Genomic DNA, 21,842 nt, shown 5'->3' with positions numbered 1-21,842 from the left:
AGGGCGCAGGGAGCATTTTTGGTGCAGAAGGTGCCCATAATTGCGGCACAGGTCACTCCGCCTTCGGACTTCTTGTTGGCACAGTCATTGCTGCGTATTAGAGACTGGGGTAAATTGTCTCCCGCACGCTAGGCTCGGCGTATTCGCTTGTTTTGAGGTTGCGCGCAACCGGCCTGGTGTTTTTCGAAGTAAAAAATCAAGCAATGGACTTTTGACTATGGCGGTAAACCGTGGCTGCTCGCTGATCTTTGCGGGCGTTTTGGGGGTAATAGGTTGGTGCGCGGTGGTACAGGCGGCGTCTACGCTTTCTGCTGAGCAAAACAGGCTGGCGCGCATGGAGCAATTGCTGGAGAACTATCTGGTTGAGCTGGAAGACGTCGAGAACGAGATGCTCGCCTATGACTATAAGCTCAAGCGTGCCGAGGAATCTCTGCAAAAGGCTCGTGAAAACCATAAGAGCAGCCTTATGGCACTGAAAGTGGCTGAGCGGGAGCACAAAGGAGCGCCAACCTCGGATACTGAACGCGCGCTGCACAAGGCAGAGCACGCCTTTGCCATGGCGGAGCGTGGAGTGGAAAGTCGAAATCGTCGAGTAGAAATCATCCAGTCCACCCATACTGAGCTAGAGGCGCGCTTACAGAAGTCCCGAACTTCTGTAGCTGATGGCAAATCCAGGCTTGCAAAACAGCAGGTGGTGGTGGATAACCTGATCCAGGCAATGCTGAACAAAGTCGATGAACAACCCACGCAGATGGCGTCCGCACCCAAGCCTGAAGTGCCGGCAGCGGCCGATGTTGTTGCAAATCTTGATGTTCCTGAGCCCACACTCGCTTCGCTGTCTCCTCAGTTACCGGACGATTCTGCACCCATAGCGGCAACAGCTGAAGCTGTGCCGGTTGCAGATCAGAGGGAAGTGGATCCTGAACTGCTGGAATACGTTCGCGGAGAGCGCCAGCGCCTGGAAAAGGTACTCGGTGAGCTGGATGAGGACGATGAGGGTAAGCAAACCTTCCGCAGTCTGTCGCTGCGCCCGAGTGGTGAAGGAGCTATCGAGTTCGAATTTCTGGGGCAGGACCAGTACAAGTTGGTGGCACCAGTCAGCGCTGGGAGGCAGACCTACAAAATCAACTCCTGGCGTTTCCGTCGTACCATTCCGGCAGATGATGACGGTGTGCGCTATGTCTTTATCTTTGATGCGCGCAGGCTTTCTCGACCACGCTTGGTGATGTATCCGGAATACGTATTATCCCAGCTCGACTGATCAGTCTGTTAAATTTAAAAAGCCCGCTCAGCGGGCTTTTTCATTTTTTTTATGCCTGAAAATGGCGATTGCCGGGTTTAACTGTGGCCGGTGATACTCCGTTTACTGATGTTCAGTTTTGTAGTGGCTCTGCCAGTGGAAGCGAGAGTAGCGGTCGGTACTGGCTGCCGCCCGGGGCCAGCAAACTGTGATAAAGCGTAATGTTTTGCAGCTTGCAGATGAAGTCGGCGGGAACGGGGGAAGGTCTGGCAAAGCCGCTACGGCTTCTTGCAAGGGTGAAGTGAGGGCGAAAGCTTTTACGTTCCGGCTGCTTGCCGATGGCCTCCATCAGCGTCCGGCAGTGCTGGTGGAGTGTCAGGAGCTCCGGTGTCGACAATAGTTCTGCCGCCAGCAGATGCCCACGCATTTTGGGGAATGGATGAGTGCTGACTATCTGTCCGTAAAAAGCTGGTACCTCTTCGGCGATATTCTTCATGTGTGCCTCGATGGTGTCCAGGTATCGGTTTTCTGTGTCATCTAGAAATACCAGGGTCAGGTGGCGGTTGCTGTGGCTGACCCAGCGGTGGTCGCGGGGCAGGCCGAGCCGTTCACAATGCTGACAGGTGGCGTCTAAAAAACGTTGGGTGGCAGCATCCGGCGCAATACCGATAAACAATCTAGATGATTCGCTCATCGAGCCGATGTTTCTGGCTGAATTATTTTTTTGCATAATTTTATTGTTTTCGCCCTTGAAGGGTAAGCAAGTGTCCGCATATCTGAGTGTGAGGGCGGCAGGCTCGATAGAGGTGTCACCCCGCTACCTGCAGGTGCAGGTGATTCAAGCGCCTGGTCAGTTTGTACAGGCATAAGTAAATATTGCTCTGAATTGAGGATATGACAATGCGTAACCTGGATCTTTCCCCTCTGTATCGCTCTGCTATCGGCTTTGACCGACTGGCTAGCCTGCTGGACTCGATGACTGCTGCCGATCAGAGTCAACCCGCTTACCCCCCGTATAACATTGAACTTACCGGGGATGATGCGTACCGGATTTCCATGGCGGTAGCAGGTTTTGACGAATCTGAGCTGGATATTCAGATGGAGCAAAACCGTTTAACCGTTAGCGGTAAAAAAGTGGCTGACGACAATCAGCGAAATTTTTTACACCGGGGTATTGCTGCACGCAACTTTGAACGACGCTTCCAGCTTGCGGACCATGTGCGCGTGACGGACGCCCAATTGGTGAATGGCTTGTTGCATATCGAACTGGTTCGAGAAATCCCGGAAGCCATGAAGCCGCGCAAGATCGAAATTTCCAGCGAGAAATTACTGCGGTCTGCAAAACTTGCAGACATTGAGAATACTGAAAAACTCTCCGAAACCCGCTCAGAGCGTGATCGAGCTGCCTGATCGGGAGCTGGTTTCCGGCTCCTGCCCACTGTGCCGCCGCGAGGCGGCACACCTGTATTATCGGGACAAATTTCGCGAATATTTGCAATGTACCTGTTGTGCCTTGGTATTTGTTCCCGAGCGGTTCCATCTTTCTCCCGCTGAGGAGAAGGCCTATTACGACCTTCACGAAAACAGCCTGGCGGATGAAGGGTACGCACGTTTCCTGAATCGCTGTGCGGACCCCTTACTTGCGCGTCTGACACCTGACTCTGCGGGGTTGGATTTCGGCTGTGGTCCTGCACCACTTCTGGCTCAGATAATGGAGCGGGCTGGACATCGCATGACGACGTACGATTTTTTCTATCAGCCGGATACGTCGGTATTGGCACGCGAATTCGACTTTATTGTCAGTACGGAAGTCGTAGAGCATCTGAGTGCTCCAGGGGAGGTACTGGAGCGGTTGTGGGCGAGATTGAGGCCTGGTGGCGTACTGGCACTGATGACCAAACTTGTGGCCACTCCAGAGCGTTTTGGCAACTGGCACTACATTCGGGACCCGACCCATATTGTGTTTTTTAGCGAAGCCACTTTTCGCTGGTTGGCGCGAGAGCTGGGGGCTGGTTTAACCTTTCATGGGGCGGATGTGATTTTTCTGGAGAAGCCGAAGGTTGGTCGGTAAGGAGTGCAGAAGTACCCGTGATTCAGGTGTTTACTTTGAAGAGCTTTGCACGCACTGTCGCCCGATACTCGCTGGGGGTGGTGGAAAGAAACTTTTTGAACAGGGCAGTGAAATGCCCCATATCCTGATAGCCCACCTTTTCCGCGATTTCATTGACGGAAAGGTTGCTGGACTGTAATAGCTCCCTTGCCATATCTACGCGTACGCCTTGCAAGTACTGCAAAGGTGTTTGCCCTGTCGCCAGCTTGAATCGGCGGTTGAAAGAGCGAACGCTCATATCAAAATATTTTGCGACCTCACTCAATTTTACATCTTCGCCACAGTGTTGCTTTAGCCAGGTCTGTGCCTGAACCACTTCTTCATCTGGATGCAGTCGCACCGTTCCTTCGGAATATGCAATTTCCTCAAATGGGCGGCGGATCTCGTGAGAAAAATTCCGCTCGACGTGGCTGGCGATTGCCGCATCGTAGAGCTGTTTGATCAGGTGCACCGTTACGTCTGCTAGTGCGTTGACACTGGCCGCGCAATACAAATTGTCTGCCTGGGTGATGAAATACTGGCGCTTAAGTTTGACTTTGGGGTAGTCAGCGGTGAACTGGTCGAAGTAGTGCCAGTGTGTGGTTGCCGGTTTGTCGTCCAGCAGGCCTGCTTCCGCCAGAAAGCAGACACCTGTGCCGACAGCGCTGATAGCGGCGCCTTTTTCCGCTTGTACACGCAGCCATTCCAGTAGTGCCTGACTGCGGCGAAGGGCTGGACGCGGGTTTCGCCAGAGTGCTGGCAAGTAAATTATGTCACTGTCTGGTGCGTCTGCGAGAGAGACATCCGGAGAGAGTGAGAAGCCTGAGCGAGATTTGACCGGAGCGCCGTCAATGCTGGCGGTAATCAGTTTCAGGGACGGGGCTTCGCTGCTCACGCGCGCGCGGCTTTCGGCGCCACGCAACATTTCCAGTGGTAACACGGTACCTGTCGATAGCATTTGGTCAATGAGCATGAAGGTGACGGTGCGCATGGGTAACTCTTCGCTTCGCTGTCGGTGAGCCGGTAACTGCTTGTGGGGTGATTCAGTCGGGCTCGTACTTGACTATTGGTCGGAATTTGCCAGGCCAAATGGCCAGATGCTCTATTTTGCTGGCCAGTATGCCCATATCCAGGCCGAATCGCCAGCCCCTAAACTGACCGACCATCAAATCCGCTCACTCTTATTTCATTTTTCCGTTTTGTTTTATTGAACCAGGCAGGAGGTCAGGATGCAGCGCCTACCCGTGATTACCGCTTTTGGGGGTTTTAACCCCGCGGGTCGAAGTTCTTTTCATCGGGGCTACAAACGTTTGGTTCTCGACATGCTTGGTGTCAAAGAGCGCGACGATGTGTTGTCTGACCTGGCTGCGCTGATGGGGTTGCGTACAGGGGCGGCAGCCTCAGGTCCTCTCGATGCAAGGCTGGAGCAGCAGGTGCTGCAGGGCACTCTGGTTCGTGAATTGGAAAGCAGATTTTACGACTACCGCCATTGCCATTTTCACCAGCCAGCGGAGCTGTGCAGCGAAGGCGGCTTCCGTTTTGAAATGTCCGCTCGGCAATTGCCGTCGCCGCTGCCGGCAGATTGGCAAGTTGAAACCCTGGCAGACGGCCGGGTAAGAGTGCGGACCGCGACACTTTCAGTGATGCTCGACAGCCATCGCGAAATTCCAGTGGGCTCCGCCGGTCAATTGCCGACGGGATTTGAGCCGGGCCAACAGTACAACTCGCGTTTTCACCCTCGTGGCCTGCAACTAGCCATTCTTGGTGCTTCCGATGCGGTTCAATCTCTTGGCATTGACTGGAACCTGGTGGCTGAGAAGGCTGGCCCGGACAAGATTTCTGTGTACGCCAGTTCGGCGATGAGCCAGTTGGATCCAAATGGAAATGGAGGTCTACTGCAGTCTCGCCTGCGCGGTGGGCGCGTGAGTTCCAAACAGCTGGCGCTCGGGCTTACCAGCATGCCTGCGGATTTCGTGAATGCTTATGTACTCGGTAGTGTTGGCACTACCGGTGCCGTCGCGGGGGCCTGTGCCACCTACCTTTATAACCTGCGATCTGCGGTGGAAGATATTCGTTGTGGTCGCGCGCGGGTTGCAGTGGTTGGTGCGGCGGAAGCGCCCTTGGTGCCAGAAGTGGTGGATGGTTACGCAACGATGGGCGCGTTGGCCAATATCGAGGGGCTGCGTAAAATATTCGGCGATGAAATCGATTTTCGTCGTGCAAGTCGGCCGTTTGGTGACAATTGCGGGTTTACTTTGGGGGAAGGTAGCCAATGGGCCATTCTGATGGATGATGCGCTCGCGCTTGAGTTAGGTGCGCCCATCCATGGTGCTGTGGCCAACGTGTTTGTTAACGCGGATGGACCGAAAAAGTCCATCTCGGCCCCGGGGCCGGGCAATTATCTGACCGTCGCTCGCGCAATGGCGGAAGTCCGGGCCATTTTGGGGGAGGATAGCCTGCGCCAAAGAAGCTTTGTCCAGGCCCACGGTTCCAGCACGCCGCAGAACCGGGTTACGGAGTCCGCTATTTTTGATCGACTGGCGGCAGCTTTTGGCGTAGAACGTTGGCCTGTTTGCGCGGTGAAGGCGTTTCTGGGGCATACCGTTGCCGCGGCCAGTGGCGACCAATTGACTACCAGTCTTGGGGTGTTTGCCCATGGTATCCTCCCGGGAATTACCACTATTGACCGGGTAGCCGACGACGTTCATCACGAGCGCCTGGCACTCTCCATGACACATGTTGAGCGAGACCCGCAATCACTGGACGTGGCGTTCCTGAATTCCAAGGGCTTCGGTGGCAACAATGCCACTGCGAGTATTTTGGCGCCGCACGTTACCGAAAGCATGTTGCAAAAACGCCACGGCGAGCGCCCCCTGACTGAATATCGCAGGCGTAATGAGGCGGTTGCAGCGGCGGCTGTCGCTTATGATGATCGCGCAAGTCGCGGCGATCTGAACGCAATTTACCGCTTTGGGGAGGGGTTGATCGACGAGGCGGGAATCTCCCTGGAAGGTTCCAATATGACGCTCCCAGGGGTGCCGGGGAGCGTCGCCTTGCCGGATGTCAACCCTTTCGCCGATATGGTTTGAAAACCTTAACCCTGATGCCTGTCTAAAAGTTCACTCCGTCAGCAGCCTTCGAGGATCCGTCGAGGGTCCTTCCGGGGTTGTTGACGGTCAGATGTTTCCTCTGGTCCTGGTCGATACAGCGACTAATCCCTTTCCGGTATTTCCGGCTGTCCTGCTAAGCTCCGGGTGATTGCTCGCTGCGCAGCATCGGTCCGTTCGAATTTTGAGCAAAAACTCCGCTCACTTGCTGTCGTAGCACAAAACCGGCCAGTGGAATTGGCAGAAATGGTATTCAAACAGACGTTTGAATCTGGCTATACTTGGCGCGTTGACTGATTTTGTGGGTTGCGTCATCAGATGGTTACCATAGTGCCGCATGCCCCTCGGGGGACCGCCCCGTATCAGTCTTGCTTAACTCGACCCCCGGACCGGCTTTTCAACTGAGCGGAAGTCCGGTCATCAAACAATGAGGTCAATAATGTTATTTAGTGGAAAAGCGCTATCCGTGCAGATGCTTGACAACGGCATCGCGGAATTGAAATTCGATTTGGAAGGCGAGTCCGTCAACAAATTCAATCGTTTGACGGTATCGGAATTCTCCGATGCGCTGAATGCGATTGAGAAGGCGAGTGACATCAAAGGATTGCTGCTGACCAGCGGTAAGAGTGTATTTATTGTCGGTGCTGATATTACCGAGTTTGGTGGTGCTTTCTCCGCCGGGCCGGAAGGCATCGCCGAGCTGATGAACAAGAACAACGAGAATATCAATCGTCTCGAAGATCTCCCGTTCCCGACTGCGGTAGCGATTAACGGTTACGCACTCGGCGGCGGCTTTGAGGTTTGCCTGGGATGCGATTTCCGCGTTATGGGCGACAAGGCCAAAGTCGGCCTGCCGGAAGTGAAGCTCGGTCTTATCCCTGGTTGGGGTGGTACTGTGCGTTTGCCGCGCGTGGTGGGTGTTGATGTTGCAGCGGAGTGGATTGCTGCGGGTAAAGAGCAGCGCCCGGATGCGGCTTTGGCTGCGCACGCCGTTGACGCAGTTGTCGCGACCGAAAACCTGAAAGATGCTGCGCTGAAGCTGCTGGGACGCGCGATTGCCGGCGAACTGGATTATCAGGAACGCCGTGCCAACAAAAAGTCTCCGATTCCTCTGAACGACACTGAAGCATTGATGGCGTTTTTCACCACCAAAGCCTTTGTTGGTCAGCAGGCTGGTAGAAACTACCCGTCGCCAGTGAACGCGGTGACTTCGATCGAGCAGGGCTACAAGGTTGGTCGCGAAGAAGCGCTGAAAATCGAGCAGCAGCAGTTTATCGCCAGTGCCCAGACCGACACTGCCAAGTCCCTGGTGGGGCTGTTCCTGAATGATCAGAAAGTCAGCAAGGTTGCCAAAGGCTGGGAGAAGAAGTCCGACAAGGATATCGAGCGCGCCGCAGTGCTGGGTGCCGGAATCATGGGGGGCGGTATTGCTTACCAGTCCGCCTACAAGGGCACGCCGATCAAAATGAAGGATATCGCCCAAGACGGAATCGATCTTGGTCTGAAAGAGGCCGGTAAGCTGCTGACCAAACTGGTGGACCGCGGCCGTATGACGCCGGCCAAGATGGCGGAAACCCTCAATCGTATTGAGCCCACCCTGAGCTACGATGGCTTCGGTGATGTCGATATCGTGGTTGAGGCGGTGGTTGAAAACCCGAAAGTGAAGCACGCAGTGCTGAAGGAAGTGGAAACCAAGGTCTCTGAAGATACCGTGATCGCTTCCAACACTTCCACTATCTCCATCGATTCGCTGGCGGAGCCGTTGTCCCGCCCGGAAAATTTCCTCGGTATGCACTTCTTCAACCCGGTACATAAAATGCCGCTGGTAGAAGTGATTCGCGGAGAAAAAACCTCTGAAACCGCAGTTGCCCGTGTTGTTGCTTACGCCAACAAAATGGGTAAGAAAGCGATTGTTGTGCGTGACTGCCCGGGGTTCCTGGTGAATCGCGTGTTGTTCCCGTACTTCGCAGGCTTCGCCATGCTGGTGCGTGATGGTGCTGACTTTCAGCAAGTCGACAAGGTCATGGAGCGCTGGGGTTGGCCTATGGGTCCGGCGTACCTGATGGATGTTGTCGGTATCGATACCGGCGTGCACGCCGAGAAGGTCATGGCGGAAGGTTTTCCGACCCGAATGGGTAAAACCTTCACTGCCGCTTCCGACGTGATGTACGAGGCAGGTCGCTATGGCCAGAAAAATGGCAAGGGCTTCTACGTATACGAAGAAGATAAAAAGGGCCGTCCGAAGAAAGTTGTAACCGAAGAAGTTTACGACTTGCTCAAGCCTCACGTAGCCGATCGTCGCGAATTCGAAATCGACGAAATTATCGAGCGCATGATGGTGCCTATGGCGACCGAGCTCGCTCGCTGCCTGGAAGAGGGTATCGTCGATTCTCCCGCAGAAGCCGATATGGCGCTGATTTACGGTATTGGCTTCCCGCCGTTCCGCGGTGGCATTTTCGCCTGGTTGGACAGCGTTGGCCTGGATAACTTCGTGAAGATGGCTGAAAAGTACAGTGACCTCGGCGAGCTGTACCAGCCTACCGAAGGTATGCGTGAAATGGTTGCCAATGGCAAAACCTACTACGGCGACAAGTAAGGAGAGTTTCCATGAGTCTGAATCCTAGAGATGCCGTAATTGTCGACTATGCGCGTACCGGCATGGGCCGATCCAAAAACGGTGTATATCGCAACGTCCGCGCTGACGATATGTCTGCGGAACTGCTGAGAAAATTCCTGCAGCGCAACGACAAACTGGATCCGAAAGAAATTGACGATCTGATCTGGGGCTGTGTGATGCAGCGTGATGAGCAGGGCTTCAATGTTGCCCGGATGATCGTGTTGCGAGCAGGCTTGCCGCACACCATTCCTGCGCAGACCGTCAATCGACTGTGTGGCTCTTCCATGTCTGCGCTGCATACCGCAGCGGCCAATATTCAGGCCGGGGTGGGTGATGTATACGTCGTTGGTGGCGTCGAGCACATGGGCCACCTGAACATGATGGAGCACGTGAGCCCCAACCCGATGCTGGGTCGTTACATGGCCAAGGCTGCCGGCTCTATGGGTATGACGGCGGAATACCTGGCGATGATGCACGGTATTCAGCGCCAGCAAATGGATGAGTTCGGTGCGCGCTCGCATCAGAAGGCCGCCAAGGCGACCGAAGAGGGCAAGTTCAATCGCGAAATTATCGCCATTGAAGGCCATGATGACGATGGCGTGCCGGTGCTGGTTGAGAAAGACCAGACAATTCGCCCGGAAACCACGGTGGAAGCTTTGGCGCAACTGCGTCCGGCGTTTGACCCCAAGCACGGTCAGGTGACCGCAGGTACTTCCTCGCAGATCACCGACGGTGCTTCTGTCATGCTGGTAATGTCTGCCGAGCGTGCCCAGGCACTGGGCTTAACGCCGATTGCCAAGGTGCGGGAAATGGCGCTCGCGGGTGTAGATCCGTCCATTATGGGTTACGGTCCGGTGCCTTCGACCAAGAAGGCGCTGAAGCGCGCCGGTCTTACGATTGAAGATATCGACAAGGTGGAGCTGAATGAGGCCTTTGCGGCCCAGGCGCTGCCTGTGCTGAAGGATCTGAACCTGCTGGATAAAATGGATGAGAAGGTCAACCTGTACGGCGGGGCTATCGCTCTGGGGCACCCATTCGGCTGTTCCGGTGTGCGTATTACCGGCACACTCCTGAGTGTGATGCAAAACGAAGGCGGTGATCTCGGCGTCTCAACCATGTGCATTGGTTTGGGGCAGGGAATTACTACCATCCTGGAGCGAGTGTAATTAACTCTTTCCGGTAATTCCGCGGGGCGCTTTCGGGCGCCCCGTTGCTTTTGCAACCCTGAAGCGCTTGGCTTCAATGTGGATTCGTGCGCTTGGTCGCACCCCGCGGCCATTTTGATACACCGGAGTGTGTCCGATTGTTGAAGCCCCGTGTTGGCTGTGGCACAATCTGCTCCCCTCGTCGCGAGCCCGGTAGGATTTTTCTTAAAAATCCATGCAAATCAAGGGGTTAGTGGCGGGAAGAAAGTTTGGGGACGTGGTGGAATTGGTAGACACGCCAGATTTAGGTTCTGGTGCCGCAAGGTGTGGGAGTTCAAGTCTCCCCGTCCCCACCAATTTGGAATTTATCGGTCCGTGCCATGAAGCTTGGTCGTCTAAGAGGATGGCTGTGGCGGCGCGGGCTGTTTGTATTTGGCGGTCGGGTAGAGTTCCCGGCAAATCGCATATCGCTGGTGTCGAGGACGATTTGCCTGCGGCCCGGCTTCTGTGAAGAGAAGAGTCTCACGAGGATTATCATGCAGGTTTCCATCGAAACAACTTCCGGTCTGGAGCGTCGCTTAACGGTAAATTTGCCGGCTGAGGTAGTAGACCAGGAAGTGGATAAGCGTCTTCAGCAGGCGGCCAAAACTGTACGCATCAACGGCTTCCGTAAGGGTAAAGTGCCGCTGAAAGTTGTTCGTCAGCGTTTTGGTGCCGGCGTGCGCCAGGAAGTCCTGGGTGAGGTGATGAGCCGCTCCTTCTACGAGGCGGTCCAGAAAGAACAGGTAAAACCCGCTGGGCAGCCGAGCATTGAAGCTAAGAATGTAACTCCGGGTGAAAACCTGGAGTATGTTGCTACTTTTGAAGTCTACCCGGAAGTTGCCCTGACTGATCTGTCTGAAGTTGCAGTTGAGCGTCCTGTGGCGGAAGTTACTGATGCTGATGTTGAAAACATGATCGATGTTCTGTGCAAGCAGCAGTCAGTCTGGAAAGAAACCAAGCGCAAGGCGCAGAAGGGTGACCGGGTTACTATCGACTTTGTCGGCCGTAAAGATGGCGAAGAGTTTGATGGCGGCAAGGCTGAAGGCCAGACTCTGGTGCTCGGATCCGGCAGCATGATCCCAGGATTTGAAGACGGTATCATCGGCATGAAGCCGGGTGAAGAAAAGGAAGTGGAAGTTACTTTCCCGGAAGAGTACCAGGCTGAAAACCTGCGTGGTGCTGACGCGGTGTTTACTATCAAAGTGACTGCGTCTGAAAAGCCAGAGCTGCCGGAACTGAATGACGAGTTTTTTGCTTCCTACGGCGTAGAAGAGGGTGGCGAAGAGAAGTTCCGCGAAGAAGTGCGTGCAAACATGCAGCGTGAATTGAAAAATGCGGCGCTGAACAAGGTCAAGACCCAGGTCATGGACCAGTTGTTTGAGAAGCATGAGGTGGAGATTCCCGCTGCTTTGGTGAAGGGGGAAGTTAACACCCTGCGTGGTCAGATGGTTCAGCAGTTTGGCGGTCAGATCAAGCCGGAAGATGCAGCAAGAATGCTGCCAGATACCATGTTTGAAGATCAGGCCAAGCGCCGTGTGGTTCTCGGTTTGGTGGTGGGTGAAATCGTCAAGGAAAACAAGATTGCCGTTGACGGTGATCGTGTAAAAGCAAAAGTTGAAGAATTGGCGTCTACTTACCAGCAGCCTGAAGAGGTAGTTGAATACTACTTCAATAATCGCGAATTGCTTGCCGGTGTAGAGTCCGTAGTGCTGGAAGATCAAGTGGTTGATTTTGTCCTCGAAAAGGCCAAAGTGAGCGAAGTGGAAAGCACTTACGATGACGTGATCAAGCCTCAAAAGCAGAGCTGATTGCGTTCAGGGCGGCCACCTACGGGTGGCCGTTTTTCTTTCCGCAACTGTGTTTTATCCGGCGCCCATCGGGTTTCCGGCTCTCTCCCAGGCTGGCCTCCATCCGGGCTCCATCGTAGTCGCAAACCATCTCTCCTTTACCCCTGCTGGCTTTCTCGCCGTCGAGCAGTTAAGCTCAGATTGAGAAAATTTCGGGGTTGTGTCTTATCGGTACTGGCACAATCTTTGTCCGCCTAAGTACGCCGAAAAAGGAAGCATCGTATCCATGGCATATTTTGATAGACCTGCGTATTCCAAAGAATTGATGGCCACTGGTGGTCTGGTGCCCATGGTGGTGGAGCAAACCGCCAGGGGAGAGCGCTCGTTTGATATTTACTCTCGTTTGCTGAAAGAGCGCGTGATTTTTCTCGTGGGGCCGGTGGAAGACCATATGGCCAATCTCGTGGTTGCACAGCTTTTGTTTCTAGAGGCGGAAAACCCGGATAAGGATATTCACCTTTATATCAACTCTCCGGGGGGGTCAGTTACCGCGGGTATGTCTATTTACGACACGATGCAGTTCATCAAGCCCGACGTGAGCACCATGTGTATTGGTCAGGCGTGTAGTATGGGGGCGTTCTTATTGACTGCGGGTGCAGAAGGCAAGCGTTACGCTACCCCCAACTCCCGGGTGATGATCCATCAGCCTAGCGGGGGGGCTCAGGGGCAGGCCTCGGACATCCATATTCATGCTCAGGAGATACTGAAAATCCGCTCGCGCTTGAATGAGCTGATGGCGCACCATACTGGTCGCAGTGTTGCGGATATTGAGCGTGATACCGAGCGTGACCACTTCCTGAGCGCCGACGAGGCTAAAGAGTATGGTCTCGTGGATGATGTACTTTCCCAGCGCCAAATGATGGGTAAGTAATTTAAAATCTAAGCTATTGGCGCACCAAGCATCCTCAACTTGGTGCGTGCATAGGAATTTTCCAAACGGCCCATTTATTTCAGCGGGCGGAGGTGGTGTTTTCTGCGCCACCGTCGGTGACTTACCCTTTCTAGGGTGAGAATAAAAAACTTGAAAAACCTGCCAAAAGGCCGCATCTTGCTTATGAACCCAATTTGCCGCCGCATTTCGGTTGGCCGCCAGACCACGGAGTATTTAGATGACTGATCAGAACAGCGGAGAAGATAACGGCAAGCTCCTTTACTGTTCCTTCTGTGGCAAAAGCCAGCAGGAAGTTCGCAAGCTGATCGCGGGTCCGTCTGTTTACATTTGTGATGAATGTGTCGAACTGTGTACGGACATTATTCGTGAAGAGGTACAGGATTCCGTTGATGGTGATGATTCCCGCCTGCCAACACCGCAGGAAATCACGGAAATTCTTGACCAGTACGTGATTGGGCAGGCCCGGGCCAAGAAAGTTCTGGCAGTAGCCGTTTACAACCATTACAAACGTCTGCGCAGTAGCAAAGGCGGTAAAGGTAAAGAAGACGTCGAGTTGGGCAAGTCCAATATTCTGTTGGTGGGTCCTACCGGTAGTGGTAAGACGTTGCTCGCCGAAACCCTGGCGCGACTGTTGAATGTGCCTTTCACCATCGCGGATGCGACCACATTGACCGAGGCTGGCTATGTGGGCGAAGACGTCGAAAACATCATTCAGAAACTGCTGCAGAAGTGTGATTACGATGTAGAAAAGGCCCAGCAGGGCATTGTATACATCGATGAAATTGACAAGATTTCCCGCAAGTCAGACAACCCCTCCATAACCCGTGATGTTTCCGGTGAGGGCGTGCAGCAGGCACTGCTGAAGTTGATCGAGGGTACTGTGGCGTCAGTGCCGCCGCAAGGTGGGCGCAAGCATCCCCAGCAGGAGTTTCTGCAGGTGGATACTTCTAACATTCTGTTTATCTGTGGTGGTGCCTTCGCCGGCCTGGATAAAGTCATTCGTGACCGCTCCGAGAAGGGTGGTATCGGTTTTTCCGCAGAAGTTAAGTCAAAAGACAGCAAAAGTAACTTTGGCGAGGTTTTGCTGGATCTGGAGCCTGAGGATCTGGTGCGTTACGGTTTGATTCCAGAGTTTGTCGGCCGACTGCCGGTTACTGCGACTCTGGAAGAGCTGGACAGGGCGGCTCTGGTACAAATCCTGACTGAGCCGCGCAATGCATTGACCAAACAGTATGCAAAGCTGTTTGAAATGGAGAATGTCGAGCTGGACTTCCGTGCAGATGCGCTGGATGCGGTGGCTGCCAAGGCTATGGAGCGCAAGACTGGTGCTCGGGGGCTTCGCTCCATCATGGAGTCAGTGCTGCTTGAGACCATGTACGATATCCCGTCGATGGATAATGTGACCAAGGTTGTTATAGACGAAGCGGTTATCAAGGGGGAGTCGGCACCACTGCTGGTCTATCAGCAGGCGGAAACCCAGAAGGCCGCGCCGGAGGAGTGAGTTTGACTTTGCTCCGGTCCTGAACTGCCGCCCGTACTATTCGAAAGCCCCGTAAGGGGCTTTTTTGTATCTGCAGGTAGGTGGCTGGGTTTTGTAAGGGGTGCTGTGGGGGCCGCGACTGGCACGGGAATCGCACAGAATCTGTCAGTGGAGTGTCTTGCAGCCGGCAGAAGGGGTATTAATGTGCTATGAAGCTGTTGAATGTGGGATCAGGTGTGTTTTCCTATGGGGTTCTGTCGCCACAGAATTAAACTAATTTTGCTGCTCTGGTCAGTCTGGGCTTGTTATTCTGTGGAGTGCCCCAAACTTACCTGCTGAACTGGCGCGCGAAATGCCGAAGTCCCGAGCGGGCTTCTGGTGACGGATAAGTCGCCAAACTGGTGTCATGGCCACCTGAAGGCCGAGAGGAGTTTTATGGACCAGCCATCCGAGACCTTGAACGAATACCCATTGCTGCCACTGCGGGACGTGGTGGTATACCCACATATGGTCATCCCCCTGTTTGTGGGTCGGGAGAAGTCCATTGATGCATTGGAAGACGCCATGCGCAGCGACAAGCAGGTGCTGCTGGTCGCCCAGCGTCAGGCTTCCGAAGATGACCCTGGGGCGGACGATGTATACCGTGTTGGCACTGTGGCTAGTGTGTTGCAGCTGCTGAAACTACCGGATGGTACGGTCAAAGTGCTGGTAGAGGGCGGCCATCGTGTAAAAGTTGAAGATGTGCTCGAAGGTGACGGCCACTACCGGGCCACGGTATCCCCGTTGGAAAGTGAGGAGTTGCCCGAAGCAGAAGCTGAAGCGCTGGTGCGCTCTGCGATGACGCAATTCGAGCAGTATGTGAGCGTGAGCAAGAAGGTTCCCAATGAAGTCATGACTTCGTTGTCCGGTATCGATGAGCCAGGCCGTCTTGCGGACACCATTGCTGCACATATGTCACTGGACCTGCCGCAGAAACAGGAGCTACTGGAAACCATTAGCGTTAAGGAGCGCCTGGAGCACCTACTGGGCCTGATGGACTCTGAAATCGATTTGATTCAAGTGGAAAAGCGAATTCGCGGCCGCGTGAAGAAGCAAATGGAGAAAAGTCAGCGCGAGTACTATCTCAATGAGCAGATGAAGGCGATTCAGAAAGAGTTGGGTGAAATTACCGAAGAGCCCAACGAGGTCGAAGAACTGGAGCGCAAGATCGTTGAGTCCGGCATGTCGTCTGAAGCGGAAAAGAAAACCAGGGCTGAACTCGGCAAGCTGAAAATGATGTCGCCGATGTCCGCAGAAGCGTCGGTTCTGCGCAGCTATATCGATTGGATGTTGAGTGTGCCCTGGAAGAAAGCGAGCCGGGTGCGCCACGACCTGATCAAGGCTGAGGAAATCCTGAACAAGGACCACTACGGACTCGAAGAGGTTAAAGAGCGAATTCTCGAATACCTGGCAGTGCAGAAGCGCGTAAAAAAAGTTAAGGGTCCGATCCTTTGTCTGGTTGGGCCGCCTGGTGTTGGTAAGACTTCGCTGGGCGAATCCATAGCGCGAGCCACCAATCGCAAATATGTGCGGATGGCGCTCGGTGGTGTGAGGGACGAAGCAGAAATTCGAGGTCATCGCAGAACCTATATCGGATCGCTGCCCGGTAAGCTGGTTCAGAAAATTTCCAAGGTGGGCGTAAAAAATCCGCTGTTCCTGCTCGACGAGGTCGACAAGATGGGGATGGATCATCGCGGCGATCCTGCATCGGCCCTGCTCGAGGTACTGGACCCGGAGCAGAACAAGTCGTTCAACGATCATTACCTTGAAGTGGATTACGACCTTTCCGATGTGATGTTCGTCTGTACATCGAACTCAATGAATATTCCAGGACCACTGCTGGATCGGATGGAAGTAATTCGAATCCCAGGGTACACCGAGGACGAAAAACTCAATATCGCTCAGCGCTACCTGATTCCCAAGCAGCGAAAGGCTGCCGGTTTGAAGGCTGATGAGCTGGAACTGGATGATCAGACTGTACGCGATGTAGTTCGGTATTACACACGTGAAGCTGGCGTACGCGGGCTTGACCGTGAAATGGCTAAAATTTGCCGCAAAGTGGTCACTGAGCATGTGCGTAAATCCACCAGCCACAAGGTGGTGGTAAAGCCGGAGCAACTGGAAGAATTACTGGGCGTTCGGAAGTTTGACTACGGCCGTGCAGAGCAGGAAAACAAGATTGGTCAGGTCACCGGCTTGGCCTGGACTGAAGTGGGCGGAGAGTTGCTCACGATTGAGTCTTCTGCCGTCGCCGGTAAAGGGCGGGTAATAAAAACAGGGTCTCTCGGTGACGTGATGCAGGAGTCAATTCAGGCTGCTCTGACCGTTGTACGCGCGCGCGCGCAGGCCTTGGGTGTTGCGCCTGACTTCCACGAAACCAGGGATATTCATATCCACGTACCTGAGGGGGCAACTCCCAAGGATGGCCCCTCTGCGGGTATTGCGATGTGTACCGTACTAGCATCGGTATTGACCAACATCCCGGTGCGTTCTGATGTGGCCATGACCGGAGAAATTACCCTGAGAGGTGAGGTGCTGCGTATTGGCGGCCTCAAGGAAAAGCTGCTGGCCGCGCATCGGGGCGGTATAAAAACCGTACTGATTCCTGCGGATAATGAGCGGGATTTGAAGGATATTCCGGATAATATTCAACAGGATCTGGTGATCAAGCCGGTGAAGTGGATTGACCAGGTTTTTGAGTATGCGCTGGAAAAAATGCCCAGCCCTCTGAGCGATGAAGAGTATTCCGCGTTGCAGAAGCAGGCGGAAGAGCGTTCTCAGCGCTCGATACAGACACACTGAATGCGGTAGATACGAGGGCCCATTCCGGCCCTCATTCAACTCCAAATATCCTTGCCGGTACGCTCAGTGCGATCTATGAGTGTATCGGATTGCGGTGTTCCGGTTTTGAAGGATGTCTTAAAAAATCATTGAACGAAGCGTACAAGGTCGCGTAGAGTACGCAGCCTGCCGTATGGTCAGGTTAAAAAATGAGCTTGAAGGGCATTGCCTGAACAACAATGCTCTAATAATGTCCAACTCCCCGCAAAGCCGCATGGTTCCTTGACCGGCCAACAGGCAGTTGGTATAAAACGGGGCTTGTTGCGCTGCGGGGGAGCCGCAGGCGATTAAAATTCGACTGCAAAATTTGCACGATTGCGCGCCGTAAAAAACGGGGTGCAGCACACCTAAAATACACACCTAGAAACCTAGAAAAGAACAGAGGGATATAGCGTGAATAAGTCCGAACTGATTGAAGCAATTGCCGCATCTGCCGACATTCCGAAGGCAGCAGCCGGCCGTGCTCTGGACGCGATGGTAGAAAGTATTACCGAAGCACTGAAAAAAGGTGATCAGGTAGCTCTGGTTGGCTTTGGTACTTTTGCCGTTAAAGAGCGCGCTGCGCGTACTGGTCGCAACCCGCGCACTGGCGATCCTATTGAAATCGCCGCAGCAAAAATCCCTAATTTCAAGGCTGGTAAAGCTTTGAAAGACGCGGTGAATTAAGAAGCCTTGTAATCCGCAATGCTTCAAAGAGGCGTATCACATGGATGCGCCTTTTTTGTTTCTGAGTAATTGAATTTATTTTTTGGGTCAGCGGACAATTGCCGTATTGAGCAGACATTGATCAACAAGCAAGTCGATGTTTGCGGCAATAACAATAATCAGTGATCCAAAAGTGTACAGATAAGAGTTAAATTCGGAGCTGAATATGCTTCAGTCCATGCGCGACAACCTGAAAGGAACTGCGGCAATCATTGTTGCAGTGTTTTTCGGATTCATTATGGTCATCGGTGGGATCGACTTTTTCACCGGTACGAGCGGTGGTTCAGCGGATAAGGTCGCTGAAGTGAATGGAGAAAAAATCTCCAACTATGATCTGCAGCGTGCCATTCAGAATCGCCGCAGTATGATTGAGAGTCAGTATGGTGAAAATGTGCCGGCTGACCTGCTTACTGATGAGCAACTGCGGGGCCCGGTGCTTCAGCAGTTGGTGAATAGCTCGGTACTGCGTCAGGCGGCGCAGAAAAGCGGGATGGTAATGAGCACTGGTGCTGTCGACAGGGAAATCGTGCAGATGCCAGGTTTCCAGATTGATGGTCAGTTCGATCAGCTGGTATATCGTGAAGGCCTCCGTCGTATGGGATACAGTGCGGCGGGTTTCCGTCAGCTACTGGAGCAGGAAATGGTGATGCAGCAGTTCGCCGGCAGTGTCGCGGACAGTGCTTTCACCACCCGAGTGGATGCGGAACAAATCGTTGCGGTGTCCATGGAAGAACGGGACTTTGATTACCTGACGCTGCCTGTGGCTCCGTTATTAGGTGGCATGAGCGTTTCCGATGACGAAGTTCGGGCCTACTACGATGCCAATCAGGCGGAGTTTCAACATCCCGAGCTGGTGGCTATTGAGTACATCGAGCTGACTCCGGAGGTATTTGCCGGAAATATCGATGTGGCTGAGCAGGATATCCGCACTCAGTACGATCAGGATACGAAGGGTTTTCAGGAAATCCGCCGTCACGCCGCTCATATCCTGATTGAGGGTACAGATGACGCTGCGGAGGAAAAAATAGCAGAGCTTCAGGCCAAGCTGGCTGCAGGTGGCGACTTTGCCCAGCTCGCAAAGCAATATTCCGACGACATTGTTTCTCGGGATGAGGGTGGGGACCTCGGCTTCACCAGTGGTGACGTTTTCCCAAAAGCATTTGAGGATGCTCTTGCGAAGCTTGAAGTCGGTGGTGTTTCCAAGCCGGTGAAGACCGATGAGGGTGTCCACTTTATCAAGCTGCTCGAGGTTACGGATATCGCGCCTCCAACTTTCGAAGAGCGAAAGGATGCTATTGCGGCCCGCTTGCGCAATGCACAGGCTGAGCGCGAATTCGTGGACGCAGTGAGTCGCCTGAGAGACCTCGCCTACAATGCTGAGTCTCTCGCTACGCCGGCTGCAGAGCTCGGTGTGACTGTTAAACAAGCGCCACTGTTTTCTCACCAGGGAGGATCAGGTATTACAGCCGATGCCAAGGTCATCGCCGCAGCGTTTTCTCCAGAGGTATTGGAGGATGGGAACACCTCTGAGGTGTTGAATCTCACTGAAAACCACTCGGTAGTTATAAAAGTGACCGAGCACAAACCTGCGGGCGTAAAACCGCTGGATGAGGTTAAGGTGGAGATCGCTAACCGTCTGAAGCGTGACAAGGCCAGCGAGCAGCTCGCTTCCAAGGCGGAAGTTCTTCAGGAAAAAGTTCAGGCTGGTGAGGCGTTCGCAGAAGTCGCCACCGCCGAAGGTTTGACTCTGGAGACCAGTGATAATACCCGACGCGGCGGCTTCGGTACCCGTGGTGAGGTGATCAATCAGGCGTTTTCCATGGCTGTGCCGAAATCTGGTCAGAAGCCTGTCCAGAGTTTTACACTGGCGAATGGAGATTTGATCGTTGTTCAGTTACGCAATGTACGGCCGGGTAAGCTCGCCGCGCAAACTGCTGAACAGCGTGATGCTCTGCTGCAGCAACTGGCTTCCATGCAGGGTTCGGCGGAACTCGCTGCCGTGCAGAAGTTACTGATCAGCAAGGCTGATATTGAAATGACCGCGACGGAACAGCAGTAAATTTCAGTTGGCCCACAGCAAATCTGCGCTGCAAATAAAAAAACCGGCACATGTTGCCGGTTTTTTTATACCTCAATGTTACAGGGGCGGTTACTCAGAGTGGTGTTCATCCATTCGAAGCGCTATCGACGAACAGAGTCAGTCGCTGACCGGGTTGTAGATAGCTGTTCTTGCTCAGTTTGTTCCAGCGAACGATATCGCCGATTTCGAGGCTGTATTTGCGTGCGATTCGATATAGAGAGTCGCCACTGCGCACCCGGTAGGAGACTTTCCTGGTGGTGCGGTTGTTGCTGTCTTGGCCTTGGCTGCTGCTATAGGCGACAAGTTTGCGTCCCGGACGCAAAGTGTCACCGGGGGCCATATTGTTCCAGCTTGCGAGCTCGCGGACTTTGACGTCGAGCGACCGTGCAATATCCCAGAGTGTATCGCCGGGGCGAACCGTATAGCTGCTTTTCTGGCCTTTTCCGGACGCTTGGCGGCGTTGTACGCGCTGGTCGATGGAATAGGCGTATTGAGCGCTGGGGCCAGATGCACTGGGAATGAGCAGTGTCTGGCCTGCGCGGATACTGCTTCCGCGCAGTTTGTTGGTTTGCTGGATGGCTGCAACTGTAGTTTCGTATCGGCGGGCAATTACGGAAAGGGAGTCGCCGCGAGCGACTGTGTAGCGCTGCCAGCTGACTCTTTGTTCGGCCGGCAGTTTTTCCAGGGCTTCGATAAACCGGGCGCTGTTATCGTTGGGGATGAGCAGTCGATGGTTCCCGTTAGGATCCGTGGCCCAGCGATTGTAGCCGGGATTCAGAAGGTATAACTCTTCGATTTCTACTCCGGCAAGCTCAGAGGCCTGTGCGAGATCTATCTGGCTGCCTACGTTGACCGCAGTGTAGTAGGGGGAGTTGTCGATGTTGTGCAGCGGAACCTGATAGCGTTCCGGATGGGCTACCACCTCGGCTAGCGCCAGTAGCTGGGGAACATAGCGACGGGTTTCCCGAGGCAATTTGAGCTCCCAGAAGCTAGTACCCTTACCGTTGTTCCGGTTGCGCTCGATAGCGCGCCTTACGGTGCCTTCACCGGCATTGTATGCGGCGAGTACCAGCAGCCAGTCACCATCGAATTTCCCGGCAAGGTAATTGAAATACTCACTGGCCGCACGGGTGGATTCCACCACATCGCGGCGACCGTCATACCACCAGTTCTGCTGGAGGCCAAAGGAGCGCCCGGTGGCAGGGATAAATTGCCACATGCCGGAGGCTTGTGCGTGGGAGTAGGCAAACGGGTCGTACGCGCTTTCCACTATCGGCAGCAGAGAAAACTCTACTGGAACATTGGCCTGCTCGAGCTGTTCGGCTACATGAAAAATGTAGCGTCGAGAACGCTCGGTCACTCGGGCCATATAGCCATGGTTGGAGGAAAAGTATTTTACGTAGTCCTGGACCTTGGCGCGTTCGGTTTCCCGCTCCAGGGAGAATCCCTGCCGCAGGCGCTGCCAGATGTCGTTTGGCGGCAAGGCCGGCTCTGGCTCATTTAGTAGATTCTGACTGATCGGGTCCAGATCGCCAGCGTTGGATTTTTCGGTATCGGCGCTGATTTCGGTGTAATTCGCGGAATGCGGCGCAGAATCAAGTTGCGCGCAGGCCCCCACCGCCGCTGCCATAATTGCAACGGCCAATTTTTTGTAAACCATTCTGGTGTCCGCAGTCGATTGTTATGGTTCTGCCCGCGCGCGGCAATCGCGGTATCCG

15 protein-coding genes and 1 tRNA gene are annotated in these 21,842 nt (G+C 54.0%); 13 read left to right on the top strand and 3 right to left on the bottom strand.

Annotated elements, in window-relative coordinates; translation table 11 throughout:
* The first annotated feature begins 217 nt into the window (after nt 1-217).
* Complete coding sequence (locus PVT68_RS03560; RefSeq protein ID WP_280321238.1) at nt 218-1,261, top strand: hypothetical protein; 1,044 nt, start codon at nt 218-220, stop codon at nt 1,259-1,261.
* A 112-nt stretch (nt 1,262-1,373) separates the two neighbouring features.
* Here the strand turns inward: PVT68_RS03560 and thpR are convergent, their stop codons facing one another.
* Nucleotides 1,374-1,970 carry an RNA 2',3'-cyclic phosphodiesterase gene (thpR, locus tag PVT68_RS03555; protein WP_280321237.1) on the bottom strand — a complete coding sequence of 199 codons (597 nt, stop codon included), beginning with the start codon at nt 1,968-1,970 and terminating at the stop codon, nt 1,374-1,376.
* 170 nt (nt 1,971-2,140) lie between these two features.
* Here thpR and PVT68_RS03550 point away from each other — a divergent pair, with 170 nt between their 5' ends.
* Together PVT68_RS03550 and PVT68_RS03545 are read left to right on the top strand one after the other, a co-directional pair.
* A complete protein-coding gene (locus PVT68_RS03550; RefSeq protein ID WP_280321236.1) occupies nt 2,141-2,650 on the top strand; it encodes an Hsp20 family protein in 510 nt (169 codons plus the stop codon).
* A complete protein-coding gene (locus PVT68_RS03545) occupies nt 2,634-3,311 on the top strand; it encodes a class I SAM-dependent methyltransferase (RefSeq protein ID WP_280321234.1) in 678 nt (225 codons plus the stop codon). The genes PVT68_RS03550 and PVT68_RS03545 overlap by 17 nt, the downstream gene beginning before the upstream one ends.
* Before the next feature lie 22 nt (nt 3,312-3,333).
* On the opposite strand, the gene PVT68_RS03540 is transcribed toward PVT68_RS03545, so the two are convergent.
* A complete protein-coding gene (locus tag PVT68_RS03540) occupies nt 3,334-4,320 on the bottom strand; it encodes a GlxA family transcriptional regulator (protein ID WP_280321232.1) in 987 nt (328 codons plus the stop codon).
* 238 nt (nt 4,321-4,558) lie between these two features.
* Here PVT68_RS03540 and PVT68_RS03535 point away from each other — a divergent pair, with 238 nt between their 5' ends.
* From PVT68_RS03535 to PVT68_RS03490, 10 genes are all read left to right on the top strand, one after another.
* Entirely contained in the window at nt 4,559-6,418 is a 1,860-nt protein-coding gene (locus PVT68_RS03535; protein ID WP_280321231.1) for a beta-ketoacyl synthase N-terminal-like domain-containing protein, read from the top strand.
* A 457-nt stretch (nt 6,419-6,875) separates the two neighbouring features.
* Nucleotides 6,876-9,032, top strand: a complete 2,157-nt coding sequence (fadB, locus tag PVT68_RS03530; RefSeq protein WP_280321230.1) for a fatty acid oxidation complex subunit alpha FadB — start codon at nt 6,876-6,878, stop codon at nt 9,030-9,032.
* 11 nt (nt 9,033-9,043) lie between these two features.
* Complete coding sequence (gene fadA, locus PVT68_RS03525) at nt 9,044-10,219, top strand: acetyl-CoA C-acyltransferase FadA (protein WP_280321229.1); 1,176 nt, start codon at nt 9,044-9,046, stop codon at nt 10,217-10,219.
* 250 nt (nt 10,220-10,469) lie between these two features.
* Nucleotides 10,470-10,554: transfer RNA gene (locus PVT68_RS03520), tRNA-Leu, on the top strand.
* Between the two features lie 180 nt (nt 10,555-10,734).
* Nucleotides 10,735-12,048 (top strand): trigger factor, encoded by a 1,314-nt coding sequence (gene tig / locus PVT68_RS03515; RefSeq protein WP_280322573.1) that lies wholly within the window; start codon nt 10,735-10,737, stop codon nt 12,046-12,048.
* Nucleotides 12,049-12,313: 265 nt separating this feature from the next.
* Nucleotides 12,314-12,958, top strand: a complete 645-nt coding sequence (gene clpP, locus PVT68_RS03510) for an ATP-dependent Clp endopeptidase proteolytic subunit ClpP (protein ID WP_280321228.1) — start codon at nt 12,314-12,316, stop codon at nt 12,956-12,958.
* A 238-nt stretch (nt 12,959-13,196) separates the two neighbouring features.
* Nucleotides 13,197-14,480, top strand: coding sequence for an ATP-dependent Clp protease ATP-binding subunit ClpX (clpX, locus tag PVT68_RS03505; protein WP_280321227.1), 1,284 nt, complete (start codon nt 13,197-13,199; stop codon nt 14,478-14,480).
* 414 nt (nt 14,481-14,894) lie between these two features.
* The gene (gene lon / locus PVT68_RS03500) at nt 14,895-17,300 is read left to right on the top strand and encodes an endopeptidase La (protein ID WP_280321226.1); all 2,406 of its coding nucleotides are present in this window, start codon (nt 14,895-14,897) and stop codon (nt 17,298-17,300) included.
* Nucleotides 17,301-17,732: 432 nt separating this feature from the next.
* The gene (hupB, locus tag PVT68_RS03495) at nt 17,733-18,005 is read left to right on the top strand and encodes a nucleoid-associated protein HU-beta (protein WP_280321225.1); all 273 of its coding nucleotides are present in this window, start codon (nt 17,733-17,735) and stop codon (nt 18,003-18,005) included.
* Nucleotides 18,006-18,210: 205 nt separating this feature from the next.
* A complete protein-coding gene (locus PVT68_RS03490) occupies nt 18,211-20,103 on the top strand; it encodes a SurA N-terminal domain-containing protein (RefSeq protein WP_280321224.1) in 1,893 nt (630 codons plus the stop codon).
* 106 nt (nt 20,104-20,209) lie between these two features.
* Here the strand turns inward: PVT68_RS03490 and PVT68_RS03485 are convergent, their stop codons facing one another.
* Nucleotides 20,210-21,784 carry a LysM peptidoglycan-binding domain-containing protein gene (locus tag PVT68_RS03485; RefSeq protein WP_280321223.1) on the bottom strand — a complete coding sequence of 525 codons (1,575 nt, stop codon included), beginning with the start codon at nt 21,782-21,784 and terminating at the stop codon, nt 20,210-20,212.
* Nucleotides 21,785-21,842: the final 58 nt, after the last annotated feature.

This window comes from Microbulbifer bruguierae (assembly GCF_029869925.1).
In the GTDB taxonomy this organism is placed as follows: Bacteria; Pseudomonadota; Gammaproteobacteria; order Pseudomonadales; family Cellvibrionaceae; genus Microbulbifer; species Microbulbifer bruguierae.
This window is presented reverse-complemented; position numbering and strand designations above follow the sequence as displayed.

Bases quoted from the DNA above. Each gene is read 5' to 3' on its own strand.
- PVT68_RS03560 (WP_280321238.1), top strand. From the start codon at position 218: ATGGCGGTAAACCGTGGCTGCTCGCTGATCTTTGCGGGCGTTTTGGGG.
- thpR (WP_280321237.1), bottom strand. From the start codon at position 1,970: ATGCAAAAAAATAATTCAGCCAGAAACATCGGCTCGATGAGCGAATCA.
- PVT68_RS03550 (WP_280321236.1), top strand. From the start codon at position 2,141: ATGCGTAACCTGGATCTTTCCCCTCTGTATCGCTCTGCTATCGGCTTT.
- PVT68_RS03540 (WP_280321232.1), bottom strand. From the start codon at position 4,320: ATGCGCACCGTCACCTTCATGCTCATTGACCAAATGCTATCGACAGGT.
- PVT68_RS03535 (WP_280321231.1), top strand. From the start codon at position 4,559: ATGCAGCGCCTACCCGTGATTACCGCTTTTGGGGGTTTTAACCCCGCG.
- fadB (WP_280321230.1), top strand. From the start codon at position 6,876: ATGTTATTTAGTGGAAAAGCGCTATCCGTGCAGATGCTTGACAACGGC.
- fadA (WP_280321229.1), top strand. From the start codon at position 9,044: ATGAGTCTGAATCCTAGAGATGCCGTAATTGTCGACTATGCGCGTACC.
- tig (WP_280322573.1), top strand. From the start codon at position 10,735: ATGCAGGTTTCCATCGAAACAACTTCCGGTCTGGAGCGTCGCTTAACG.
- clpP (WP_280321228.1), top strand. From the start codon at position 12,314: ATGGCATATTTTGATAGACCTGCGTATTCCAAAGAATTGATGGCCACT.
- clpX (WP_280321227.1), top strand. From the start codon at position 13,197: ATGACTGATCAGAACAGCGGAGAAGATAACGGCAAGCTCCTTTACTGT.
- lon (WP_280321226.1), top strand. From the start codon at position 14,895: ATGGACCAGCCATCCGAGACCTTGAACGAATACCCATTGCTGCCACTG.
- PVT68_RS03490 (WP_280321224.1), top strand. From the start codon at position 18,211: ATGCTTCAGTCCATGCGCGACAACCTGAAAGGAACTGCGGCAATCATT.
- PVT68_RS03485 (WP_280321223.1), bottom strand. From the start codon at position 21,784: ATGGTTTACAAAAAATTGGCCGTTGCAATTATGGCAGCGGCGGTGGGG.